This window comes from Pseudomonas sp. Irchel s3b6 (assembly GCF_900187415.1).
In the GTDB taxonomy this organism is placed as follows: Bacteria; Pseudomonadota; Gammaproteobacteria; order Pseudomonadales; family Pseudomonadaceae; genus Aquipseudomonas.
This window is the reverse complement of the sequence record NZ_FYDM01000005.1, coordinates 1-21,859: the sequence shown is the minus strand read 5'-3', so window position 1 is coordinate 21,859 and position 21,859 is coordinate 1. Positions and strand designations below refer to the sequence as shown.

16 protein-coding genes are annotated in these 21,859 nt (G+C 60.3%); 11 read left to right on the top strand and 5 right to left on the bottom strand.

Translation table 11 applies throughout. The features are described 5' to 3' along the window. Positions 1–232: 232 nt before the first annotated feature. The 4 genes from CKW07_RS10740 to CKW07_RS10725 form a co-directional block, all read right to left on the bottom strand. Complete coding sequence (locus CKW07_RS10740) at positions 233–3,079, bottom strand: valine--tRNA ligase (RefSeq protein ID WP_095144878.1); 2,847 nt, start codon at positions 3,077–3,079, stop codon at positions 233–235. Between the two features lie 155 nt (positions 3,080–3,234). Next, on the bottom strand, positions 3,235–3,642 hold the full coding sequence (locus CKW07_RS10735; protein ID WP_095144877.1) for a DNA polymerase III subunit chi: 408 nt from the start codon (positions 3,640–3,642) through the stop codon (positions 3,235–3,237). A 7-nt stretch (positions 3,643–3,649) separates the two neighbouring features. Next, complete coding sequence (locus tag CKW07_RS10730) at positions 3,650–4,078, bottom strand: DNA polymerase III subunit chi (RefSeq protein ID WP_095077638.1); 429 nt, start codon at positions 4,076–4,078, stop codon at positions 3,650–3,652. A 60-nt stretch (positions 4,079–4,138) separates the two neighbouring features. Next, the gene (locus CKW07_RS10725; protein ID WP_095144876.1) at positions 4,139–5,629 is read right to left on the bottom strand and encodes a leucyl aminopeptidase; all 1,491 of its coding nucleotides are present in this window, start codon (positions 5,627–5,629) and stop codon (positions 4,139–4,141) included. 301 nt (positions 5,630–5,930) lie between these two features. On the opposite strand from CKW07_RS10725, the gene lptF reads away from it, so the two are divergent. The 9 genes from lptF to CKW07_RS10680 all read left to right on the top strand — a co-directional run bounded on the left by lptF (position 5,931) and on the right by CKW07_RS10680 (position 15,669). Then, entirely contained in the window at positions 5,931–7,049 is a 1,119-nt protein-coding gene (gene lptF, locus CKW07_RS10720; protein WP_095144875.1) for an LPS export ABC transporter permease LptF, read from the top strand. Continuing rightward, positions 7,042–8,103 carry an LPS export ABC transporter permease LptG gene (gene lptG, locus CKW07_RS10715; protein WP_095144874.1) on the top strand — a complete coding sequence of 354 codons (1,062 nt, stop codon included), beginning with the start codon at positions 7,042–7,044 and terminating at the stop codon, positions 8,101–8,103. The genes lptF and lptG overlap by 8 nt, the downstream gene beginning before the upstream one ends. A 172-nt stretch (positions 8,104–8,275) precedes the next feature. Then, a complete protein-coding gene (gene lepA / locus CKW07_RS10710; protein WP_095144873.1) occupies positions 8,276–10,075 on the top strand; it encodes a translation elongation factor 4 in 1,800 nt (599 codons plus the stop codon). A gap of 5 nt (positions 10,076–10,080) precedes the next feature. Then, a complete protein-coding gene (gene lepB / locus CKW07_RS10705) occupies positions 10,081–10,935 on the top strand; it encodes a signal peptidase I (RefSeq protein WP_095077629.1) in 855 nt (284 codons plus the stop codon). A gap of 177 nt (positions 10,936–11,112) precedes the next feature. Then, a complete protein-coding gene (gene rnc / locus CKW07_RS10700) occupies positions 11,113–11,802 on the top strand; it encodes a ribonuclease III (protein ID WP_095077627.1) in 690 nt (229 codons plus the stop codon). Then, positions 11,795–12,697: a GTPase Era gene (gene era, locus CKW07_RS10695; RefSeq protein WP_095077626.1), complete on the top strand. Its 903-nt coding sequence runs from the start codon at positions 11,795–11,797 to the stop codon at positions 12,695–12,697. The genes rnc and era overlap by 8 nt, the downstream gene beginning before the upstream one ends. A 146-nt stretch (positions 12,698–12,843) precedes the next feature. Then, positions 12,844–13,533 carry a DNA repair protein RecO gene (gene recO, locus CKW07_RS10690; RefSeq protein WP_095144872.1) on the top strand — a complete coding sequence of 230 codons (690 nt, stop codon included), beginning with the start codon at positions 12,844–12,846 and terminating at the stop codon, positions 13,531–13,533. Positions 13,534–13,630: 97 nt separating this feature from the next. Continuing rightward, entirely contained in the window at positions 13,631–14,377 is a 747-nt protein-coding gene (gene pdxJ / locus CKW07_RS10685; protein WP_095144871.1) for a pyridoxine 5'-phosphate synthase, read from the top strand. A 122-nt stretch (positions 14,378–14,499) separates the two neighbouring features. Then, positions 14,500–15,669 carry an IS4 family transposase gene (locus CKW07_RS10680; RefSeq protein WP_095144870.1) on the top strand — a complete coding sequence of 390 codons (1,170 nt, stop codon included), beginning with the start codon at positions 14,500–14,502 and terminating at the stop codon, positions 15,667–15,669. Between the two features lie 49 nt (positions 15,670–15,718). Here the strand turns inward: CKW07_RS10680 and mltF are convergent, their stop codons facing one another. Further along, the gene (gene mltF / locus CKW07_RS10675; RefSeq protein WP_095144869.1) at positions 15,719–17,179 is read right to left on the bottom strand and encodes a membrane-bound lytic murein transglycosylase MltF; all 1,461 of its coding nucleotides are present in this window, start codon (positions 17,177–17,179) and stop codon (positions 15,719–15,721) included. A gap of 286 nt (positions 17,180–17,465) precedes the next feature. On the opposite strand from mltF, the gene purL reads away from it, so the two are divergent. Continuing rightward, positions 17,466–21,362, top strand: coding sequence for a phosphoribosylformylglycinamidine synthase (gene purL / locus CKW07_RS10670; RefSeq protein WP_095144868.1), 3,897 nt, complete (start codon positions 17,466–17,468; stop codon positions 21,360–21,362). 5 nt (positions 21,363–21,367) lie between these two features. Next, positions 21,368–21,679: a YqfO family protein gene (locus CKW07_RS10665; protein ID WP_095144867.1), complete on the top strand. Its 312-nt coding sequence runs from the start codon at positions 21,368–21,370 to the stop codon at positions 21,677–21,679. Positions 21,680–21,859: the final 180 nt, after the last annotated feature.

The following is a 21,859-nucleotide window of genomic DNA, read 5'->3' as shown; positions in this document are numbered from 1 at the left end:
CATTCAGCCGTTGTGAACCCAATTGCAAAGAACACGATGCTCGACGGTGGCAGCGGGCTTGGTCCGGGCGGCGTTCCGACGAAGGCGAAGTGCCAGGCAGCATCAATGTTGAATGTGAAATCGTTTCGCGGGCAAGCCCGCTCCCACAGGGGACTTGTAGTGCTGGGGAGAGTGTACCGGGCATGAAAAAGGGAGGCCTTCGCAGGCCTCCCTTTTTTATTGCGTGTTGCCGTTACAGACTGGCAATCCGCGCATGCTGCTCGGCCAGCTTGCCCAGAGCCTGTTCGGCTTCGGCCAGTTTGGCGCGTTCCTTCTCGATGACTTCGGCCGGGGCCTTGTCCACGAAGCCGGCATTGGACAGCTTGCCGCCAACGCGCTGCACTTCACCTTGCAGGCGCTGGATTTCCTTGTCCAGGCGCGCAAGTTCCGCACCCTTGTCGATCAGGCCAGCCATTGGCACCAGCACTTCCATCTCGCCGACCAGGGCGGTGGCGGACAGCGGTGCTTCTTCGCCGGCCGCCAGGACGGTGATCGACTCGAGGCGGGCCAGCTTCTTGAGCAAGGCTTCGTTCTCGGTGAGGCGACGCTGGTCTTCGGCGGATACGTTCTTCAGGAACAGTGGCAGTGGCTTGCCCGGGCCAATGTTCATCTCGCCACGGATGTTGCGCGTGCCGAGCATCAGGCCCTTGAGCCATTCGATGTCGTCTTCGGCGGCTTGATCGATGCGTGCTTCAACGGCCACCGGCCAAGGCTGCAGCATGATGGTCTTGCCTTCGATGCCGGCCAGCGGCGCCAGGCGCTGCCAGATCTCTTCGGTGATGAACGGCATGAACGGGTGAGCCAGGCGCAGGGCCACTTCCAGTACGCGAACCAGGGTGCGACGGGTGCCGCGCTGACGTTCGATCGGTGCGTTTTCGTCCCACAGCACAGGCTTGGACAGCTCCAGGTACCAGTCGCAATACTGGTTCCAGATGAACTCGTACAAGGCTTGTGCGGCCAGGTCGAAACGGAACTGGTCGAGTTGGCGGGTCACTTCGGCTTCGGTGCGCTGCAGCTGGGAAATGATCCAGCGATCGGCCAGCGACAGCTCGTAGGCTTCGCCGTTCTGGCCGCAGTCTTCGCCCTTGTCCAGCACGTAACGCGCGGCGTTCCAGATCTTGTTGCAGAAGTTGCGATAGCCTTCGACGCGGCCCATGTCGAACTTGATGTCGCGACCGGTGGACGCCAGCGAGCAGAACGTGAAGCGCAAGGCGTCGGTGCCGTAGCTGGCGATGCCATCGGCGAACTCGTCGCGGGTCTGCTTCTCGATCTTCTTCGCCAGTTTCGGCTGCATCATGCCGGAGGTGCGTTTCTGCACCAGGGCTTCCAGTTCGATACCGTCGATGATGTCCAGCGGGTCAAGGACGTTGCCCTTGGACTTGGACATTTTCTGGCCCAGGCCATCCCGCACCAGGCCATGCACATACACGGTCTTGAACGGAACCTGCGGCGTGCCGTCTTCGTTTTTCACCAGGTGCATGGTGAGCATGATCATCCGGGCAACCCAGAAGAAAATGATGTCGAAGCCGGTCACCAGGACGTCGGTGGAGTGGAACTTCTTCAGGAACTCAGTCTGCTGCGGCCAGCCGAGGGTGGAGAAGGTCCACAGGCCCGAGCTGAACCAGGTGTCGAGTACGTCGTTGTCCTGCTGCAGCGCAACGTCGGCGCCCAGGTTGTGCTTGGCACGCACTTCGGCTTCGTCGCGGCCGACATAGACCTTGCCCGACTCGTCGTACCAGGCCGGAATCCGGTGGCCCCACCACAGCTGACGGCTGATGCACCAGTCCTGGATGTCACGCATCCACGAGAAGTACATGTTCTCGTACTGTTTCGGTACGAACTGAATGCGGCCGTCTTCAACGGCAGCAATGGCAGGCTCCGCCAATGGCTTGGTGGACACGTACCATTGGTCGGTCAACCACGGTTCGATGATGGTGCCGGAACGGTCGCCTTTCGGTACCTTCAGGGCGTGATCGTCGACACTGACCAGCAGGCCAGCGCCTTCGAACGCAGCGACGATTTGCTTGCGCGCTTCGAAGCGGTCGAGACCAGCGTATTCAGCCGGGATCTTGCCGTCGATGGTGTCGTTCAGGGTCCCGTCGAGGTTGAACACCTGGCAGGCCGACAGCACGGCGGCGTTCTTGTCGAAGATGTTCAGCAGCGGCAGGTTGTGGCGCTTGCCGACTTCGTAGTCGTTGAAATCGTGGGCCGGGGTGATTTTTACGCAGCCGGTGCCGAATTCAGGATCGCAGTAATCGTCGGCGATGATCGGGATGCGGCGGCCAACCAATGGCAGCTCGACAAACTTGCCGATCAGGGCTTTGTAGCGCTCATCGTTCGGGTTAACGGCCACGGCGGAGTCGCCGAGCATGGTTTCCGGACGGGTGGTCGCGACGATCAGGAAGTCGTTGCCTTCAGCAGTCCTGGCGCCGTCGGCCAGCGGGTACTTCAGGTTCCACAGGGAGCCTTTCTCGTCGTGGTTTTCCACTTCGAGGTCGGAAATCGCCGTGTGCAGCTTGGTGTCCCAGTTGACCAGGCGCTTGCCGCGGTAGATCAGGCCGTCTTCGTGCAGGCGCACGAACGCTTCTTTAACCGCTTCCGACAGGCCGTCGTCCATGGTGAAGCGCTCGCGGCTCCAGTCCACGGACGAGCCGAGGCGGCGGATCTGACGGCTGATGTTGCCGCCGGACTCGTCTTTCCATTCCCAGACTTTCTCGAGGAATTTCTCACGGCCCAGGTCGTGGCGGTTCTGGCCCTTGGCTTCGAGCTGGCGTTCCACCAGCATTTGCGTGGCGATACCGGCGTGGTCGGTGCCCGGCTGCCACAGGGTGTTGCGACCCTGCATGCGGCGGAAACGGATCAGGGCGTCCATGATCGCGTTGTTGAAGCCATGGCCCATATGCAGGCTGCCAGTGACGTTCGGTGGCGGGATCATGATGGTGTAGGAGTCGCCCGCGCCTTGCGGGGCGAAGTAGTTCTCGGACTCCCAGGTGTTGTACCAGGAAGTTTCAATGGCGTGCGGCTGGTAGGTCTTATCCATGCGCGGCGGGACCCTATTGGCATTTATTCAGGAAAAGCCGGCAAGTATAGCGGGGCATGGGGCGAAGGGCGAGCAGGCAAGGACAGGGGGCTTGATCAATGACAGCGCTGATCTCCTGTGTGAGCGAGCCTGCTCGCTCGCACAGGAGATAGAGATTATTCGTACTGGCTCAACAGCCGTTCCATTCGCGCATCGAGGCGACGTTTGATTTCTGTCTCGATGTGCGGGGCAAAGTCATCAATGACGTCTTGCATGATCAATTGCGCGGCGGCGCGCAGTTCGCTGTCCAGGTGCAGCATGATGTCGGCCGCTTGCCGGGCTGTCGTCGCTGGAGCGGGGGCGGCCACCGGCGCAGGGGCAGGGGCAGGTTGCTCGATCGCGGCAGCAGGCTGTTTGCCGCTGATCTGATCGAACAGCAAGGGAATCTGGCCTTCATCACCTTCCGGTGTGACGGTTTCGGTCAGCAGGGGCGGTTGCAGGTTGTCATCGCCGAGCAGCTGGCGGATCGACTCGAGGTCATCCAGCAGGTGCGCAGACTTTTGCAGTGGATTTGGAGTGTCCATCGTGTACTCAGAGTCGCTGTAGACGGTGATCTTGCAGAGGATAGCCCTGTTCGCGGTAGAAGCGGAAACTCTCCCGCGCGGCCTGACGAATAGTCGGGTCTTCTACCACCACTTCCGCCACACGGGCAAAGCGCTGGGCAAAGGAGGGGACCTTGAGGTCAAGGTTGACCAGCAGGTCCTGGTGCTGCCCTGGATCGTCTCCCACGCCCAGCACAATCAAACCGTCCGGTTCGCTTTCGGCGTGGCCGTGGGGTACGAAGCTTTCGCCTTTGAAGGCCCACAGCCGTGCATCGAGATCGTCGCGCTGAGCGGCATCGCTGCAGTGCAGGTAGATGCGGTGGCCCATGCGCCAGGCCTTGTCGGTGAGTTTGCAGGCAAAATCCAGTCGTGCAGACGGATCGGCACTGGGCAGGATATAGAAGTCGACTTTGGTCATTGAGGTTCCTGAGCCTTGAGCGGCGTCACCCATGAGCGACGCCGCGCAAGGTCATCGGTTTCAGGCTTTGGCGCGGTCCAGCAGGTACTGGGTCAGCAACGGAACCGGGCGGCCGGTGGCGCCCTTGTCCTTGCCGCCGCTGGTCCAGGCAGTGCCCGCGATGTCCAGGTGCGCCCAGTTCAGGTTCTTGGTGAAGCGCGAGAGGAAGCACGCGGCCGTGATGGTGCCGGCTTTCGGGCCACCAATGTTGGCGATGTCGGCGAACGGGCTGTCCAGCTGTTCCTGATACTCGTCGAACAGCGGCAATTGCCAGGCGCGGTCGTCGGCGGCCTGGCCGGCGCTCAGCAGTTGGCCGATCAGTTCGTCATTGTTGCCCAGCAGGCCCGAGGTGTGGGAGCCCAGGGCAACGACGCACGCGCCCGTCAGGGTGGCGATGTCGATCACGGCCTGTGGCTTGAAGCGCTCGGCGTAGGTCAGGGCGTCGCACAGCACCAGGCGGCCTTCGGCGTCGGTGTTGAGGATTTCCACGGTCTGGCCGCTCATGGTCGTGACGATATCGCCTGGGCGCGAGGCGTTGCCGCTCGGCATGTTCTCGGCGCAGGCCAGGATGCACACCAGGTTGATCGGCAGTTTCAGTTCAAGCACGGCGCGCAGGGTGCCGAACACGCTGGCTGCACCGCCCATGTCGTATTTCATTTCGTCCATGCCGGCACCGGGCTTGAGGCTGATGCCGCCGGTGTCGAAGGTGATACCCTTGCCGACCAGTGCGTACGGCTTCTCGGATTTCTTGCCGCCGTTGTACTGCATGACGATCAGGCGCGGTGGCTGGGCGCTGCCCTGGCCAACGGCGTAGAACGAGCCCATGCCCAGTTCCTTGATTTTCTTCTCGTCAAGAATCTCGACTTTCAGGCCTTTGAATGCCTTGCCCAGGCCCTTGGCCTGTTCGGCGAGGAAGCTCGGGTGGCAGATGTTCGGTGGCAGGTTACCCAGGTCGCGGGTGAAGGACATGCCATGGGCAATCGCGGTGGCGTGGGTCACGGCGCGTTCCACTTCGGCCTGGGCGGCCTTGATGGTCAGCAGGGTGATTTTTTTCAGGGGGCGGGGGTCGGTCTTCTGGCTCTTGAACTGCTCGAAGCTGTACTCGCCGTCTACCAGGGTTTCGGCCAGCAAACGGGTCTTGCCGTAGCTGTCACGACCTTTGACGACCACTTCGTCCAGTGCCAGTGCGGCTTCGCTGCCGCCCAGGCCCTTGAGGGTGTTCAGCACGCCGGCGATGATTTTGCGGAACGGTCGGTCACCCAGTTCGGCATCCTTGCCCACGCCCACCAGCAGCACGCGTTCGGCCTTGAGATTCGGCAGGCTGTGCAGCAACAGGCTCTGGCCTACTTTGCCGGCCAGGTCGCCACGCTTGAGAATGGCGCTGATGGCGCCGCCAGTGAGGTCGTCGATCTGCTTGGCAACGTTGCCGAGTTTGCGGTCTTCGCCGACGGCGACCACCAGAGTGGCGGTTTTCAACGTTTCTGGGCTAACGCTTTTTACAACCAGTTCCATGTCCGGGTCCCTGAATAAATGGTCAAATGGCAGCGTGTCGCACGGCGTGCGCACACGTTTGCCTTTCTATTTGGAAAGACGCTGGTACAGCCTGCGACAAAGGCCGCAGTTTGAACCTCGCGCCCGAGCCAGACAACCCTCGCCAAGCTGATCTTTAATGCATTGCATGCCTGCTTGAGCGTGCGAAGTGACAGGCGCGACCAATCACAGGATAATGCGGCATCTTTTCGAGTGGCTCAGCCTTGCTGGCCGCTGTTTGCTTGTTTGGCCGCCTTAGCCTGACAACCCTGGAGTGTCTGGTTTGATCGTCTTCCGTTATCTGTCCCGCGAAGTCCTGGTGACCCTGAGCGCTGTCAGCGCCGTGCTGTTGGTCATCATCATGAGCGGACGCTTCATCAAATACCTTGCCCAGGCTGCCGCGGGGCTTCTGGATCCGGGTTCGCTGTTCCTGATCATGGGCTTTCGCCTGCCGGGGTTCCTGCAGCTGATCCTGCCGCTGGGGCTGTTCCTGGGGATTCTGCTGGCCTACGGCCGTCTCTACCTGGAAAGCGAGATGACCGTGCTCTCGGCCACTGGCATGAGCCAGCAGCGGCTGTTTGCCTATACCTTGTTTCCGGCCACGCTGGTTGCCTTGCTGGTGGCGTGGCTGAGCCTGAGCCTGGCCCCGCAAGGTGCCAATCAGTTTCAATTGCTGCTGAACTCCCAGGACGCGCTGACCGAATTCGATACGTTGGAGCCAGGCCGTTTCCAGGCCCTGCGCGATGGTACTCGGGTGACCTACACCGAGAAGCTGTCGGACGACCGTATCAATCTGTCGGGGGTATTCATGTCGCAAAAGAATCTCTCCTCCGACAAAAAGGACCGCGGTATCTCGGTCCTGGTAGCTGAAAGCGGTCGTCAGGAAATCATGCCGGACGGCAATCGCTATCTGATCCTGGAAAACGGTTATCGCTACGACGGTAGCCCGGGGCAGGCCGATTACCGGGTCATCAAGTACGACACCCATGGCATGCTGCTGCCAAAGCCTGATGTCAGTGACGAAGTGACCGATCGTGATGCAATCAGCACCCGCACGCTGATGGGCAACGATGACGTGCGCTCCTATGCCGAATTGCAATGGCGCCTGTCGTTGCCGTTGCTGGTCTTCATCGTGACCCTGATGGCGGTGCCGTTGTCGCGGGTCAATCCGCGCCAGGGCCGTTTCCTCAAGCTGCTGCCGGCGATTCTTCTCTACATGGCCTACCTGACTATCCTGATTGCCGCGCGCGGCGCCCTGGAAAAAGGCAACCTGCCGCCCGCGTTGGGCCTGTGGTGGGTTCACGGGATCTTCCTGGCCATTGGCCTGGGCTTGCTGTACTGGGAACCGTTGCGCTTGAAAATGGCGAGTCGCCGCAGCACGTTGGAGGTGGCTCGTGGTTAAGCTCGATCGCTACATTGGTAGCAGTGTGTTCCTGGCGATCCTGGCGGTACTGGGGATTATTCTCGGGCTGGCGACGCTGTTCGCGTTCATCGATGAAATGGGTGATGCCAGCGACACCTACACCGTGATGGATGTCCTGAGCTATGTGCTGCTGACGGCGCCACGTCGCCTGTACGACATGTTGCCGATGGCGGCGCTGATCGGTTGCCTGATCGGGCTTGGAGGTCTGGCCAGCAACAGTGAACTGACCATCATGCGTGCGGCGGGCGTGTCGATCGGGCGGATCGTCTGGGCCGTGATGAAGCCGATGCTGGTCCTGATGGTGGCCGGCCTGCTGATTGGTGAGTACGTGGCGCCGGCGACGGAAACCATTGCTCAGGCCAATCGTTCGCTGGCTCAGGGCAGTGGCAATTCGCAAAGTGCCAAGCACGGCTTGTGGCACCGTCAGGGCGACGAGTTCATTCATGTCAACGCCGTGCAGCCTAACGGCCTGTTATATGGGGTGACCCGCTATCGTTTCGACAACGAACGGCATCTGCTGTCGTCGAGCTTCGCCAGGCGTGCCGAGTTCGACACCGATCACTGGATGCTGAGCGAAGTCACCACCACGTTGTTCCACGACAAGCGCAGTGAAGTGGTGAATACGCCGTCGGAGCGCTGGAATGTGACCCTGAGCCCGCAATTGCTCAGTACTGTAGTGATGGCGCCGGACTCTCTGTCGATCACCGGTTTGTGGGGTTACATCCACTACCTGGCGGAGCAGGGGCTGAACAACGGTCGTTACTGGCTGGCATTTTGGGTCAAGGTGTTGCAACCGCTGGTCACCGCGGCACTGGTGTTGATGGCGATTTCCTTCATCTTCGGTCCACTGCGTTCGGTGACTCTGGGGCAGCGGGTGTTCACCGGGGTGCTGGTGGGCTTTACCTTCCGTATCGTCCAGGATTTGCTGGGACCCTCGAGCCTGGTGTTCGGTTTTCCGCCGCTGTTTGCGGTGCTGTTGCCGGCCGGAGTCTGCGCGCTGGCAGGCTTCTGGCTGCTGCGCCGAGCGGGTTGAACGCAGTATTTTCAGTCTTTGCTGAGCCTATTAGACGCCCCGCTCGCAAGAGCGGGGCGTTTTTGCATTCGACGCCATTGACCTGCAAGCGTGACGCTTGCGTCGTGTATCAGGTACAATTCCCGGCTATTTTTCGGCGGGCTATGCCTGCAGCCTTTTTGAGTGTTGATCCGTGAGTGATTTGAGTCATATCCGCAATTTCTCCATCATCGCCCACATTGACCATGGCAAGTCGACGCTGGCCGATCGCTTCATCCAGATGTGCGGCGGCCTGGCCGAGCGCGAAATGGAAGCCCAGGTACTGGACTCCATGGACCTTGAGCGTGAACGCGGGATCACCATCAAGGCCCACAGCGTCACCCTGTATTACACGGCGCGTGACGGCGTTACCTACCAGTTGAACTTCATTGATACCCCGGGCCACGTCGACTTCACCTATGAAGTCAGCCGCTCCCTGGCGGCCTGTGAGGGTGCGCTGCTGGTGGTCGACGCCGGTCAAGGTGTCGAGGCCCAGTCCGTAGCCAACTGCTACACCGCCATCGAGCAGGGCCTGGAAGTGATGCCGGTACTGAACAAGATCGACCTGCCACAGGCCGATCCAGACCGCGTGAAGGAAGAAATCGAGAAAATCATCGGCATCGATGCCACTGACGCGGTGACTTGCAGTGCCAAGACCGGTCTGGGCGTCGATGAAGTGCTGGAACGCCTGGTAACGACTATTCCTGCGCCGACCGGCAACATCGAAGATCCGCTGCAGGCGTTGATCATCGACTCCTGGTTCGACAACTACCTGGGCGTCGTGTCTCTGGTTCGCGTGCGCCACGGCCGCGTGAAAAAGGGCGACAAGATCCTGGTGAAGTCCACCGGCAAGATCCACCTGGTGGACAGCGTCGGCGTATTCAACCCGAAACACACCGCCACCGTTGACCTGAAGGCCGGTGAAGTAGGCTTCATCATCGCCGGCATCAAGGACATTCACGGTGCGCCGGTGGGTGACACCCTGACCTTGAGCTCGACGCCAGACGTCGACGTGCTGCCAGGCTTCAAGCGCATTCAGCCGCAGGTTTACGCCGGCCTGTTCCCGGTCAGCTCCGACGACTTCGAAGATTTCCGCGAAGCGCTGCAAAAGCTCACCCTGAACGACTCATCGCTGCAATACACCCCGGAAAGCTCCGACGCGCTGGGCTTCGGCTTCCGTTGCGGGTTCCTCGGCATGCTGCACATGGAAATCATCCAGGAGCGCCTGGAGCGCGAGTACGACCTGGACCTGATCACCACCGCGCCGACAGTAATCTTCGAACTGCTGCTCAAGAGCGGTGAGACGATCTACGTCGATAACCCGTCCAAGTTGCCTGACCTGTCGGCCATCGAAGACATGCGCGAACCGATCGTTCGGGCCAACATTCTTGTACCGCAAGAGCACCTGGGCAACGTCATTACCCTGTGCATCGAGAAGCGTGGCGTCCAGCACGACATGCTGTTCCTCGGCTCCCAGGTCCAGGTGACCTACGATTTGCCGATGAACGAAGTGGTCCTGGACTTCTTCGATCGCCTGAAATCCACCAGCCGTGGCTATGCTTCGCTGGACTATCACTTCGATCGTTACCAATCAGCTAATCTGGTGAAGCTGGATGTACTGATCAACGGTGAGAAAGTCGACGCCCTGGCGTTGATCGTGCACCGCGACAATGCGCACTACAAAGGTCGTGCGTTGACCGAGAAGATGAAAGAGCTGATTCCGCGGCAGATGTTCGACGTTGCCATCCAGGCCGCCATTGGCGGGCAGATTGTGGCGCGGACAACCGTCAAGGCACTCAGAAAGAACGTATTGGCCAAATGCTACGGCGGCGACGTCAGCCGTAAGCGCAAGCTGTTGGAAAAGCAAAAGGCCGGTAAAAAACGCATGAAGCAGGTCGGTAACGTGGAAATTCCACAAGAAGCCTTCCTTGCTGTGCTCAGGTTGGATAGTTAGGTCCTATGTCACTAAATTTCCCGCTGTTGCTGGTCATCGCTGTCTTCGTCTGCGGTCTGTTGGCGTTGCTCGATCTGGTGTTTCTGGCACCGCGTCGGCGTTCTGCCATTGCCTCTTATCAGGGCAGTGTCAGCCAACCCGACATGGTGGTGGTCGAGAAGCTGAACAAAGAACCTTTGCTGGTTGAATACGGCAAATCGTTCTTCCCGGTGCTGTTCATCGTGCTGGTGCTGCGTTCGTTTCTGGTCGAGCCGTTCCAGATTCCGTCCGGTTCGATGAAACCGACCCTGGATGTGGGTGACTTCATTCTGGTGAACAAGTTTTCTTACGGGATCCGCTTGCCGGTACTCGACAAGAAAGTCATCGAAGTCGGCGAGCCACAGCGCGGGGATGTGATGGTGTTTCGCTATCCAAGCGACCCTAACGTCAACTACATCAAGCGTGTAGTGGGCCTTCCGGGCGACCAGATTCGCTACACCGCCGACAAGCGCCTGTTCGTCAATGGCCAGTCGATCGCCGAGCAACTGGTCGGCTCCGAGCCAGGTACGCTGGGCAGTGCCGAGCTCTACAAGGAAAAACTGGGCGTCGCCGAGCACATGATCCGCAAGGAAATGAGCCGCTACCGTGCAACGCCTGATCGTTCCTGGACCGTGCCTGCCGGGCACTACTTCATGATGGGCGACAACCGCGACAACTCCAACGACAGTCGCTACTGGGATGATCCGAGCATTCCCAAGAACCTGCTGGGCATGGTTCCCGACCAGAACATCGTCGGCAAGGCTTTCGCGGTCTGGATGAGCTGGCCGGAACCCAAACTCGGTCATCTGCCGAATTTTTCGCGGGTTGGCCTGATCAAGTAATCACACACGGCGCTGTTGAACACAGCGCCGAATGCATTTCTGGCACCGACAGAACGTCGCCGCCAGCGTGCTGACAACGATACTCAGGATGTAATTTTTGAACACAGCGTTAATTGTCCCAGGCCTTCGCAGCTACGCTTTGAAGGAAGTCGACCACGAACTCAGCGTGGGTAAACCGTGAGCGTCTCTTTAAGTCGTCTCGAGCGTCAGCTCGGTTATACCTTCAAGGATCAGGAACTGATGATCCTGGCCCTCACTCACCGCAGCTTTGCCGGGCGTAACAACGAACGCCTGGAATTTCTCGGCGACGCCATCCTCAATTTCGTCGCCGGTGAGGCGCTGTTCGACCGCTTCCCGTTGGCCCGTGAAGGCCAGTTGTCGCGTTTGCGCGCGCGCCTGGTGAAGGGTGAGACGCTGGCGGTGCTGGCGCGCGGTTTCGACCTGGGCGAGTACCTGCGCCTGGGTTCCGGCGAGTTGAAGAGCGGTGGTTTCCGCCGCGAATCGATCCTCGCCGATGCCCTTGAGGCGCTGATCGGTGCGATCTACCTGGACGCCGGCATGGATATGGCGCGCGAACGCGTGCTGGCCTGGCTGACGTCCGAGTTCGAGAGCCTGACACTGGTCGACACCAACAAAGATCCAAAGACCCGCCTGCAAGAGTTCTTGCAGTCGCGTGCCTGTGAGCTGCCGCGTTACGAAGTGGTGGATATCCAGGGTGAGCCGCATTGCCGGACGTTCTTCGTCGAATGTGAAATCACCTTACTGAATGAAAAAAGCCGAGGTCAGGGTGTGAGTCGTCGTATTGCCGAACAGGTAGCGGCCGCCGCAGCACTGATAGCCCTGGGCGTGGAGAATGGCCATGACTGATTCAACTGCAACTCGCTGTGGCTATGTCGCCATCGTCGGCCGCCCGAACGTGGGCAAGTCCACGCTGCTGAACCACATTCTGGGCCAGAAGCTGGCCATCACCTCGCGCAAGCCGCAAACCACCCGCCACAACATGCTCGGGATCAAGACCGAAGGCGCCGTCCAGGCGATCTACGTCGACACCCCCGGTATGCACAAAGGCGGCGAAAAGGCCCTGAACCGCTACATGAACAAGACCGCTTCGGCGGCGTTGAAAGACGTCGACGTGGTGATCTTCGTGGTGGATCGCACCAAGTGGACCGAAGAAGACCAGATGGTCCTCGAGCGTGTCCAGTACGTGACCGGTCCCTTGATCGTGGCGCTGAACAAGACCGACCGCATCGAAGACAAAGCCGAGTTGATGCCGCACCTGAGCTGGTTGCAGGAACAGCTGCCGAATGCACAGATCATCCCGATTTCGGCCCAGCACGGGCATAACCTCGATGCGCTGGAGCGGGTCATTTCCGGGCACTTGCCGGAAAACGATCACTTCTTCCCGGAAGACCAGATCACCGACCGCAGCAGTCGTTTCCTTGCCGCCGAACTGGTGCGCGAGAAAATCATGCGCCAGATGGGCGCCGAGCTGCCGTACCAGATCACCGTGGAAATCGAAGAGTTCAAGCAGCAGGGCAAAACCCTGCATATCCATGCCTTGATCCTCGTTGAGCGTGACGGCCAGAAGAAAATCATCATTGGCGACAAGGGCGAGCGCATCAAGCGCATCGGCACCGAAGCGCGCAAGGACATGGAGCTGCTGTTTGACTCCAAGATCATGCTCAACCTGTGGGTCAAGGTGAAGGGCGGCTGGTCCGACGATGAGCGCGCCCTGCGTTCGCTGGGTTATGGCGACCTGTAAAACATCGCAAGACCCCCTGTAGGAGCGTCCGGTCGACGCTCGATTGCTTGTGATGGACTTGAGAGCGCCGCGTTCATTCAGAAGGCCCGCGTTATCGTTATCCACCATCGCGAGCAAGCTCGCTCCTACAGTTCAGCGAGACACCCATGTCCTCAACCCCACCCCCTAGCCAAACCGCCTACGTCCTGCACTCTCGAGCCTATCGTGAAAGCAGCGCGCTGGTGGACTTCCTCACGCCGCAAGGCCGGCTGCGGGCGGTGTTGCGCAGTGCGCGGGGCAAGGCGGGGACCCTGGCGCGACCGTTCGTGCCCCTGGAGGTCGAATTCCGGGGGCGGGGCGAGCTGAAGAACGTTGGCCGCATGGAAAGCGCAGGCGTTTCCACCTGGCTCAATGGCGAGGCACTGTTCAGTGGCCTGTACCTCAACGAGCTGCTGATCCGCCTGCTACCCTCCGAAGATCCCCATCCCGCGGTATTCGATCACTACGCGGCGACCTTGCTGGCCCTCGCCGAAGGGCGTCCGCTGGAGCCCTTGCTGCGTTCATTCGAATGGCGGTTGCTGGATGACCTAGGGTACGGCTTTGTGCTGAACAGGGATATTCACCAGGCTCCCATCGAAGCCGATGGTATGTACCGTCTGAAGGTGGATGCCGGGCTTGAGCGGGTCTACCTGCTGCAGCCCGGTCTGTTCAACGGCGCCGAATTGTTGGCTATGGCTGAGGCTGACTGGAGTGCGCCGGGCGCATTGCCTGCCGCCAAGCGCCTGATGCGCCAGGCACTGGCCGTCCATCTGGGCGGTCGGCCGCTGGTCAGTCGCGAGCTGTTTCGCAAGCCGTAGGGGCGGTTGTTGCCGGCTGGCCTTCACCTGGCGTCAACAGACCCAGTATCCCCGTGTATGCTGTGCACCGAACTTTCTCTTCTTCTGGAGCGCTTCCGTGACCACCAGCACCCGCATTCTTCTTGGCGTGAACATCGACCACGTTGCCACCCTGCGTCAGGCCCGGGGCACCCGCTACCCTGATCCCGTGAAGGCGGCGCTGGATGCGGAAGAGGCGGGGGCTGACGGCATCACCGTGCATTTGCGCGAAGATCGCCGGCACATCCAGGAGCGCGACGTGCTGCTGCTCAAGGACGTGCTGCAAACCCGCATGAACTTCGAAATGGGCGTCACCGAGGAAATGATGGCGTTCGCCGAGCACATTCGTCCGGCGCACATTTGTCTGGTCCCGGAAACCCGTCAGGAGCTGACCACCGAAGGCGGCCTGGATGTCGCAGGGCAGGAAGCCCGGATCAAGGCGGCGGTGGACCGCCTGGCGAAAATCGGCTGTGAAGTGTCGCTGTTCATTGACGCCGATGAGCGCCAGATCGAGGCGTCGAAACGCGTCGGCGCCCCGGCCATCGAGTTGCATACCGGTCGCTACGCCGATGCGCAGACGCCCACCGAAGTTGCTGAAGAGTTGCAGCGCGTCGCCGACGGTGTGGCCTGCGGCCTGGCTCAGGGCCTGATCGTCAATGCTGGCCACGGCTTGCATTATCACAACGTTGAAGCGGTCGCCGCCATCAAGGGCATCAATGAGCTGAACATCGGCCACGCGCTGGTGGCGCATGCCCTGTTCGTCGGGTTCAAGTCGGCGGTATCGGAAATGAAAGCGTTGATTCTGGCAGCCGCGGCAAAAGCCTGAGGTAGATCGTTCCCACGCGGGAGCGTCACTAGTGTCCGGTAAAAACCGAAGGGGGAGCTTGCTCCCCCTTGCTCTTGGCGGCCTTCGGTCATAATCGGATCTTTCAGACTCGATTTTGACTCATGTTTTCCAGCACCCGTTTAGCCCAACTACTCAGTGCGATCCCGCGCCTGTTCTTCCAGCAATCCACCGAAACGCATCAGGCTGATCGTTACGTCAAACGCTGTACGTCCTGGCAATTGTTGGTGACATTGATCAGCGGTCATCTGACTCAAGCCTTGAGCCTGCGGTCTCTGGCAACTTTCTCCGAGACTCTGGCTGCGCATAGCTACCATCTGCAGGCCGGTCCCATTGCCCGTTCGACACTGTCGGATGCCTTGAACAAGCGTGACTACCGGCCGTTCCAGGACCTCTGCGAACTCCTGTTACGCGGCGTCAGTCGCCAGCAGCGCAAGGCAGTCGGCGCCATGGTCAGCCTAATTGACTCCACGTCCATTACCTTGCGCGGGCCTCACTTCGATGGCTGGACTGCCGCAACGAAAACCCGCATTACACAAGGCCTTAAAGTGCATGTAGGGCTGGATCTGGCGCAGTTGGCCCCGGTCTACGTGAACATTACTCACGCCAACGTCAACGACCTGAGTGACGCGTTGGACATGCCGATTCAGGCCGGCATGACCTACGTCTTTGACAAGGGCTACTGCGATTACAACTGGTGGCACCAGTTGCAAACCAAGGGGGCTCTGTTCGTTACCCGGTTGAAGAAAAACGCCAATATCAAGGTGCTGCACGAGCACTCAAATGTGGCTGAGCACAGCGTGGTCATGACCGATGAAGTCATACGGTTCGGCAAAAAGCACCTAGGCGGCAAACGTCTGAATGACTACTGGGAAGAGCCGGTAAGGCGTGTCGTGGTTGCACGCGAGGGGCATGCAACGCCGCTGATCCTGGTGACCAACGACTTCGCGAGAACCGCTGAAGAAATCGCTGATTTGTACAAAGATCGTTGGAAAATCGAGCTGTTTTTCAAGTGGATCAAGCAACATCTGAAACTCAAACGCTTCTATGCCTTCTCCGAAAACGCCGTGCGCCTACAGATCTACAGTGCCTTGATCAGCTACCTGCTGTTGCACCTTTTCCAGCGCCGCTCAGGGTTTCCCGGCTCGTTATTTGAACTGACGGTTCGCATCGCTCATGTCCTGCATGAACGGCCTGCTACCCAAGAATTCAAAGACCGACGAAGGCAGGAGCGAGAAAAGCTGAAGGCTGCCCAAGGCAGCCTTCAGCTATGACACATGTTTACCGGACACTAGTGACGCGGGAGCGTGGGATCGATCAGTGTCAAAGCGGCGAGTTGTCTTGCGGCGGCTTGGTCTTGTCGATGCCCGGTACATGCAGGTTGCCTTCGGCAATCTGGTCACCCTCTAGCTGCGGCTGTGTGACCCACGTCAGGATGTCGTAGTAGCGGCGGATGTTCGCCACGAAATGCACCGGCTCGCCGCCACGGGCGTAGCCATACCGCGTCTTGCTGTACCACTGCTTCTGCGACAGGCGCGGCAGGATCTTTTTCACGTCCAGCCACTTGTTGGGGTTCAACCCTTCCTTGGCCGCCAGCTTGCGTGCGTCATCCAGGTGGCCGCTGCCCACGTTGTACGCGGCCAGGGCAAACCAGGTGCGGTCCGGCTCCTTGATCGAGTCGTCCAGTTGATCTTTCATATAGGCTAGGTACTTGGCGCCGCCCATGATGCTTTGCCTGGCGTCCAGGCGATTGGACACGCCCATGGCCTGCGCGGTGTTCTGGGTCAGCATCATCAGGCCGCGCACCCCGGTCTTGGAGGTGACGGTCGGTTGCCACAGCGATTCCTGATAACCGATCGCCGCCAGCAGGCGCCAGTCGACTTTCTCTTTCTTGGCGTACATCTTGAAGTGCTGTTCGTACTTGGGCAGCCGTTGTTGCAGGTGCTGGGCGAAGGTGGTGGCACCCATATAGCCGAGTACGTCGACATGCCCGTAATAGCGATCCTTGAGGCGTTGCAGGGTGCCGTTTTTCTGCACCTTGTCGAGGTAGGTGTTGATCTCGTTGAGCAGGCTGTTGTCGTCGCCGGCGGCCACGGCCCAGCTCTGGTTGCTGGCGTCGCCCAGGTCGAACGCCACCCGGACGTTAGGGAAGTACACCTGGTTCATGGCCACTTCGTTGGAATCGACCAGTGTCAGATCGATCTGACCGTCGTCCACCATGCGCAGTAGGTCTACGACCTCAACGGCGTCAGACTCTTCGTATTCAATTCTGGGGTTTTTCTGTTTCAGCGCTGCCAATTGCTCGGCGTGGGTGCTGCCCTTGAGCGCCATGATCTTCTTGCCCACCAGATCCGCCGGATTAGTAGGGCGTGACTGGCCGTTGCGGTAGATGATCTGTGGGGTGACTTCCAGATACGAGTGGGAAAACCTGACCTGTGCCTTGCGTTTCTCGCTGCTGACCAGACCGGCAGCAGCGAGTACCGGGCCGTTAGGCTTGCCCACCTGATCAAACAGATCGTCAAGGTTGTCGGCGGTTTCGATCTTCAGCTCAACCCCCAGATCGTCGGCGAAGCGCTTCACCAGCTCGTATTCGAAGCCGGTTTCACCGTTGCGATCCTGGAAGTAGGTGGCCGGGCTGTTACGCGTCACCACGCGCAGCACACCATCCTCCTTTACGCGCTCCAGGGTGTTGGGTTTATCAACACAGCCGCCGAGCATCAGGAAGAGTCCGGTTGCGATGAGCCATTTGGCGTATCGCGGACGTAAGACCATTGGGGAAAACATCTGCGCAGTATACGCAAAGGACCACGGCCGCCATATCTCGACAGCACAGGGCTTGTCTGCTAGAGGCCCGGAAACTCGAGCAAAGCCCTCAAGAACGGGCATTGAGGGCTTATCAGGGGGGCTGAAATAACCCTTTGAACTTGAGCTGATGAGCATTGGTTATAGGCCTCAAACCCCTGGCCGACGTTCGGACGATATCGGGCGTAGCGTTTCGGGTGCTGTCGCGGACGGTTTAGGCTAGAATGCACGGCCTCAAAGCACACCCCTTCCCGAGGCTGTCCCGAAGATGTTGATCCTGCGCGGCGCTCCTGCCCTTTCTGCCTTTCGCCACAGCAAACTCCTTGAGCAACTGAGCCAGAAGGTCCCGGCTGTCAGTGGCCTGTATGCTGAATTCGCTCACTTCGCCGAAGTTACCGGCGTCCTGACCGGCGACGAACAGCAGGTGCTTGCGCGCCTTCTGAAGTACGGCCCCAGCGTTCCAGTACAAGAGCCGACCGGTCGCCTGTTCCTGGTGTTGCCACGTTTCGGCACCATCTCGCCATGGTCGAGCAAGGCCAGCGACATTGCCCGCAACTGTGGCCTGGGGAAAATCCAGCGCCTGGAGCGCGGCATCGCTTTCTACGTCACCGGTGAGTTCACCGACGTACAGGCCCAGCTTGTTGCTGATGCACTGCACGACCGCATGACCCAGATTGTCCTGGAAAACCTGGAGCAGGCTGCCGGCCTGTTCAGTCACGCCGAACCCAAGCCGTTGACGGCGATCGACGTACTGGGTGGCGGTCGCGCCGCGCTGGAAACCGCCAACGTCGAACTGGGCCTGGCCCTGGCTGAAGACGAGATTGACTATCTGGTCAACGCTTTCATCGGCTTGAAGCGCAACCCGCACGACATCGAACTGATGATGTTTGCCCAGGCGAACTCCGAGCATTGCCGTCACAAGATCTTCAACGCCAGTTGGGACATCGACGGCGAGAGCCAGGAAAAAAGCCTGTTCGGCATGATCAAGAACACCTACGTGATGCACAGCGAAGGCGTTCTGTCGGCTTATAAGGACAATGCTTCGGTCATCGTCGGCAGCGTTGCCGGGCGTTTCTTCCCGGATCCTGAAACCCGCCAGTACGGCGCGGTGCAGGAACCGGTGCACATCCTGATGAAAGTCGAAACCCACAACCACCCGACCGCGATTGCTCCGTTCCCCGGCGCGTCCACCGGTTCCGGTGGCGAGATTCGCGACGAAGGCGCCACCGGTCGCGGTGCCAAGCCGAAGGCTGGCCTGACCGGTTTCACCGTGTCCAACCTGCAGATCCCGGGCTTCGAACAGCCGTGGGAAGTGCCGTACGGCAAGCCCGAGCGCATCGTCACCGCGCTGGACATCATGATCGAAGGCCCATTGGGCGGCGCTGCATTCAACAACGAATTCGGCCGTCCGGCGTTGACCGGCTACTTCCGTACCTTCGAACAATCCATCACCACTCCGCACGGTGATGAAGTTCGCGGTTACCACAAGCCGATCATGCTGGCCGGCGGTATGGGCAACATCCGTGAAGGGCACGTCAAGAAAGGCGAAATTCTCGTTGGTTCCAAGCTGATCGTGCTGGGCGGCCCGGCGATGCTCATCGGCCTGGGTGGCGGCGCAGCTTCCTCCATGGCCACCGGCACCAGCTCGGCTGACCTGGACTTCGCTTCGGTACAGCGTGAGAACCCGGAAATGGAACGCCGTTGCCAGGAAGTCATCGACCGTTGCTGGCAGTTGGGTGAACACAACCCGATCAGTTTCATTCACGACGTGGGTGCCGGCGGCCTGTCCAACGCCTTCCCGGAACTGGTTAACGACGGCGACCGTGGTGGCCGTTTCGAACTGCGCAACATTCCAAACGACGAGCCGGGCATGGCCCCGCACGAGATCTGGAGTAACGAATCCCAGGAACGCTACGTTCTGGCGGTCGGCCCTGCCGACTTCGAGCGCTTCAAGGCGATCTGCGAGCGTGAGCGTTGCCCATTCGCCGTGGTCGGCGAAGCCACTGCCGAGCCGCAACTGACGGTCACCGACAGCCACTTCGGCAACAGCCCGGTGGACATGCCGCTCGAAGTGCTGCTGGGCAAAGCCCCGCGCATGCACCGTTCGGTGGTTCGTGAAAACGAACTGGGCGACGACTTCGATCCGTCGACCCTGAACATCGCCGACTGTGTCGAGCGCGTGCTGCATCACCCGGCCGTGGCCAGCAAGAGCTTCCTGATCACCATTGGCGACCGCACCATCACCGGCCTCGTGGCCCGTGACCAGATGGTCGGCCCGTGGCAGGTTCCGGTGGCCGACGTTGCCGTCACCGCCACCAGCTTCGACGTCTACACCGGTGAAGCCATGGCCATGGGCGAGCGTACTCCGCTGGCGCTGCTGGACGCTCCGGCGTCGGGTCGCATGGCCATCGGTGAAACCCTGACCAACATTGCAGCCTCGCGCATCGGCAAGCTCTCCGACATCAAGCTGTCGGCGAACTGGATGTCGGCTGCCGGCCACCCGGGCGAAGACGCGCGTCTGTACGACACCGTCAAAGCGGTCGGCATGGAACTGTGCCCTGAGCTGGGCATCACCATTCCGGTGGGCAAGGACTCGATGTCCATGGCCACTCGCTGGAACGACGAAGGCGTGGACAAGACCGTGACGTCGCCGATGTCGCTGATCGTGACCGGTTTCGCGCCAGTGACGGACATTCGCCAGACCCTGACCCCGCAACTGCGCATGGACAAGGGCACCACCGACCTGATCCTGATCGACCTGGGTCGTGGCCAGAACCGCATGGGTGCTTCGATCCTGGCACAGGTTCACGGCAAGCTCGGTAGCCAGGCTCCGGACGTCGATGACGCCGAAGACCTGAAAGCCTTCTTCGCGGTGATCCAGGGCCTCAACGCCGACGGCCACCTACTGGCTTACCACGACCGTTCCGACGGCGGTCTGTTGACCAGCGCCGTGGAGATGGCCTTCGCCGGCCACTGCGGCCTGAGCCTGAACCTCGACGGTCTGGCGGAAACATCGGCCGACATCGCTTCGATCCTGTTCAACGAAGAACTGGGTGCAGTGATCCAGGTTCGCCAGGACTCCACTCCGGACATCCTCGCGCAATTCAGCGCTGCGGGCCTGGGCGACTGCGTGTCGGTGATCGGTCAGCCGATGAACAACGGCGAGATCAGCATCACCTTCAACGGCGACACCGTGTTCGAAGGCCAGCGTCGCCTGCTGCAGCGCCAATGGGCTGAGACCAGCTACCAGATCCAGCGCCTGCGTGATAACGCCGACTGCGCCGATCAAGAGTTCGACGTCCTGCTGGAAGAAGAAAACCCGGGCCTGAGCGTCAAGCTGAGCTACGACGTCAACCAGGACATCGCCGCGCCTTACATCAAGAAAGGCATTCGCCCACAGGTTGCCGTGCTGCGTGAGCAGGGCGTCAATGGTCAGGTGGAAATGGCGGCCGCGTTCGACCGCGCCGGTTTCAACGCGATCGACGTGCACATGAGCGACATTCTGGCCGGCCGTGTCGATCTGAACGAGTTCAAGGGCCTGGTGGCGTGTGGTGGTTTCTCCTACGGCGACGTTCTCGGTGCCGGTGAAGGCTGGGCCAAGTCGGCGCTGTTCAACAGCCGTGCCCGTGATGCGTTCCAGGGTTTCTTCGAGCGTAACGACAGCTTCACCCTCGGCGTGTGCAACGGTTGCCAGATGATGTCCAACCTGCACGAACTGATCCCGGGCAGCGAGTTCTGGCCGCACTTCGTGCGTAACCGTTCCGAGCAGTTCGAAGCCCGCGTGGCCATGGTTCAGGTGCAGGAGTCGAACTCGATCTTCCTGCAAGGCATGGCCGGTTCGCGCATGCCAATCGCCATTGCCCACGGTGAAGGCCATGCCGAGTTCGAAAGCGAAGAAGCACTGCTGCAAGCCGATCTGTCGGGTTGCGTGGCGATGCGTTTCGTCGACAACCACGGCAAGGTCACCGAAAGCTACCCGGCCAACCCGAACGGCTCGCCGCGCGGGATCACCGGCCTCACCAGCCGTGACGGTCGCGTGACCATCATGATGCCGCACCCGGAGCGAGTGTTCCGCGCCGTGCAGAACTCGTGGCGCTCGGAAGAGTGGAACGAAGATGCACCGTGGATGCGTATGTTCCGTAATGCTCGCGTGTGGGTTAACTAAGCGCTGTGTACAAGCTTTCCTTTTTTGTTCCGGCCAGTCATGTGGAGCAGGTCAAAAGTGCCGTATTCGCCGCCGGTGGCGGCCGAATCGGTGACTATGACCACTGTGCGTGGCAGGTGCTCGGCTTGGGTCAGTTTCGTCCGTTGGATGGCAGTCAGCCGTTCATTGGCGAGGCCGGACAGGTCGAGCAGGTTGAGGAATGGAAGGTCGAGCTTGTCGTGGCCGATGAGTTGATTCGCTCGGTGGTGATGGCTTTGAAACAGAGCCATCCCTACGAGACACCGGCGTATGAGGTGTGGCGGTTGGAGGATTTCTGATCGTCCTGGCCGCTGAAATGAGAAACCCGCTGATTCGTCAGCGGGTTTTTTATTGCGTGCGCCAGGCATGGCGCGTTGCGCGTAAGCGCAACCAGTTTGGCTATGGTGGCCACGCTGGTGACTTGGAGGTGCAAGTCCTCTACACACCCGGCAAGGGGAAGTGTTAGCCAGAGGCAAGGG

What these genes read in the sequence shown, in the direction of transcription:
- CKW07_RS10740 (WP_095144878.1), bottom strand. Translation starts at nt 3,079, where the DNA reads ATGGATAAGACCTACCAGCCGCACGCCATTGAAACTTCCTGGTACAAC.
- CKW07_RS10735 (WP_095144877.1), bottom strand. Translation starts at nt 3,642, where the DNA reads ATGGACACTCCAAATCCACTGCAAAAGTCTGCGCACCTGCTGGATGAC.
- CKW07_RS10730 (WP_095077638.1), bottom strand. Translation starts at nt 4,078, where the DNA reads ATGACCAAAGTCGACTTCTATATCCTGCCCAGTGCCGATCCGTCTGCA.
- CKW07_RS10725 (WP_095144876.1), bottom strand. Translation starts at nt 5,629, where the DNA reads ATGGAACTGGTTGTAAAAAGCGTTAGCCCAGAAACGTTGAAAACCGCC.
- lepB (WP_095077629.1), top strand. Translation starts at nt 10,081, where the DNA reads ATGTCACTAAATTTCCCGCTGTTGCTGGTCATCGCTGTCTTCGTCTGC.
- era (WP_095077626.1), top strand. Translation starts at nt 11,795, where the DNA reads ATGACTGATTCAACTGCAACTCGCTGTGGCTATGTCGCCATCGTCGGC.
- recO (WP_095144872.1), top strand. Translation starts at nt 12,844, where the DNA reads ATGTCCTCAACCCCACCCCCTAGCCAAACCGCCTACGTCCTGCACTCT.
- CKW07_RS10680 (WP_095144870.1), top strand. Translation starts at nt 14,500, where the DNA reads ATGTTTTCCAGCACCCGTTTAGCCCAACTACTCAGTGCGATCCCGCGC.
- mltF (WP_095144869.1), bottom strand. Translation starts at nt 17,179, where the DNA reads ATGTTTTCCCCAATGGTCTTACGTCCGCGATACGCCAAATGGCTCATC.
- purL (WP_095144868.1), top strand. Translation starts at nt 17,466, where the DNA reads ATGTTGATCCTGCGCGGCGCTCCTGCCCTTTCTGCCTTTCGCCACAGC.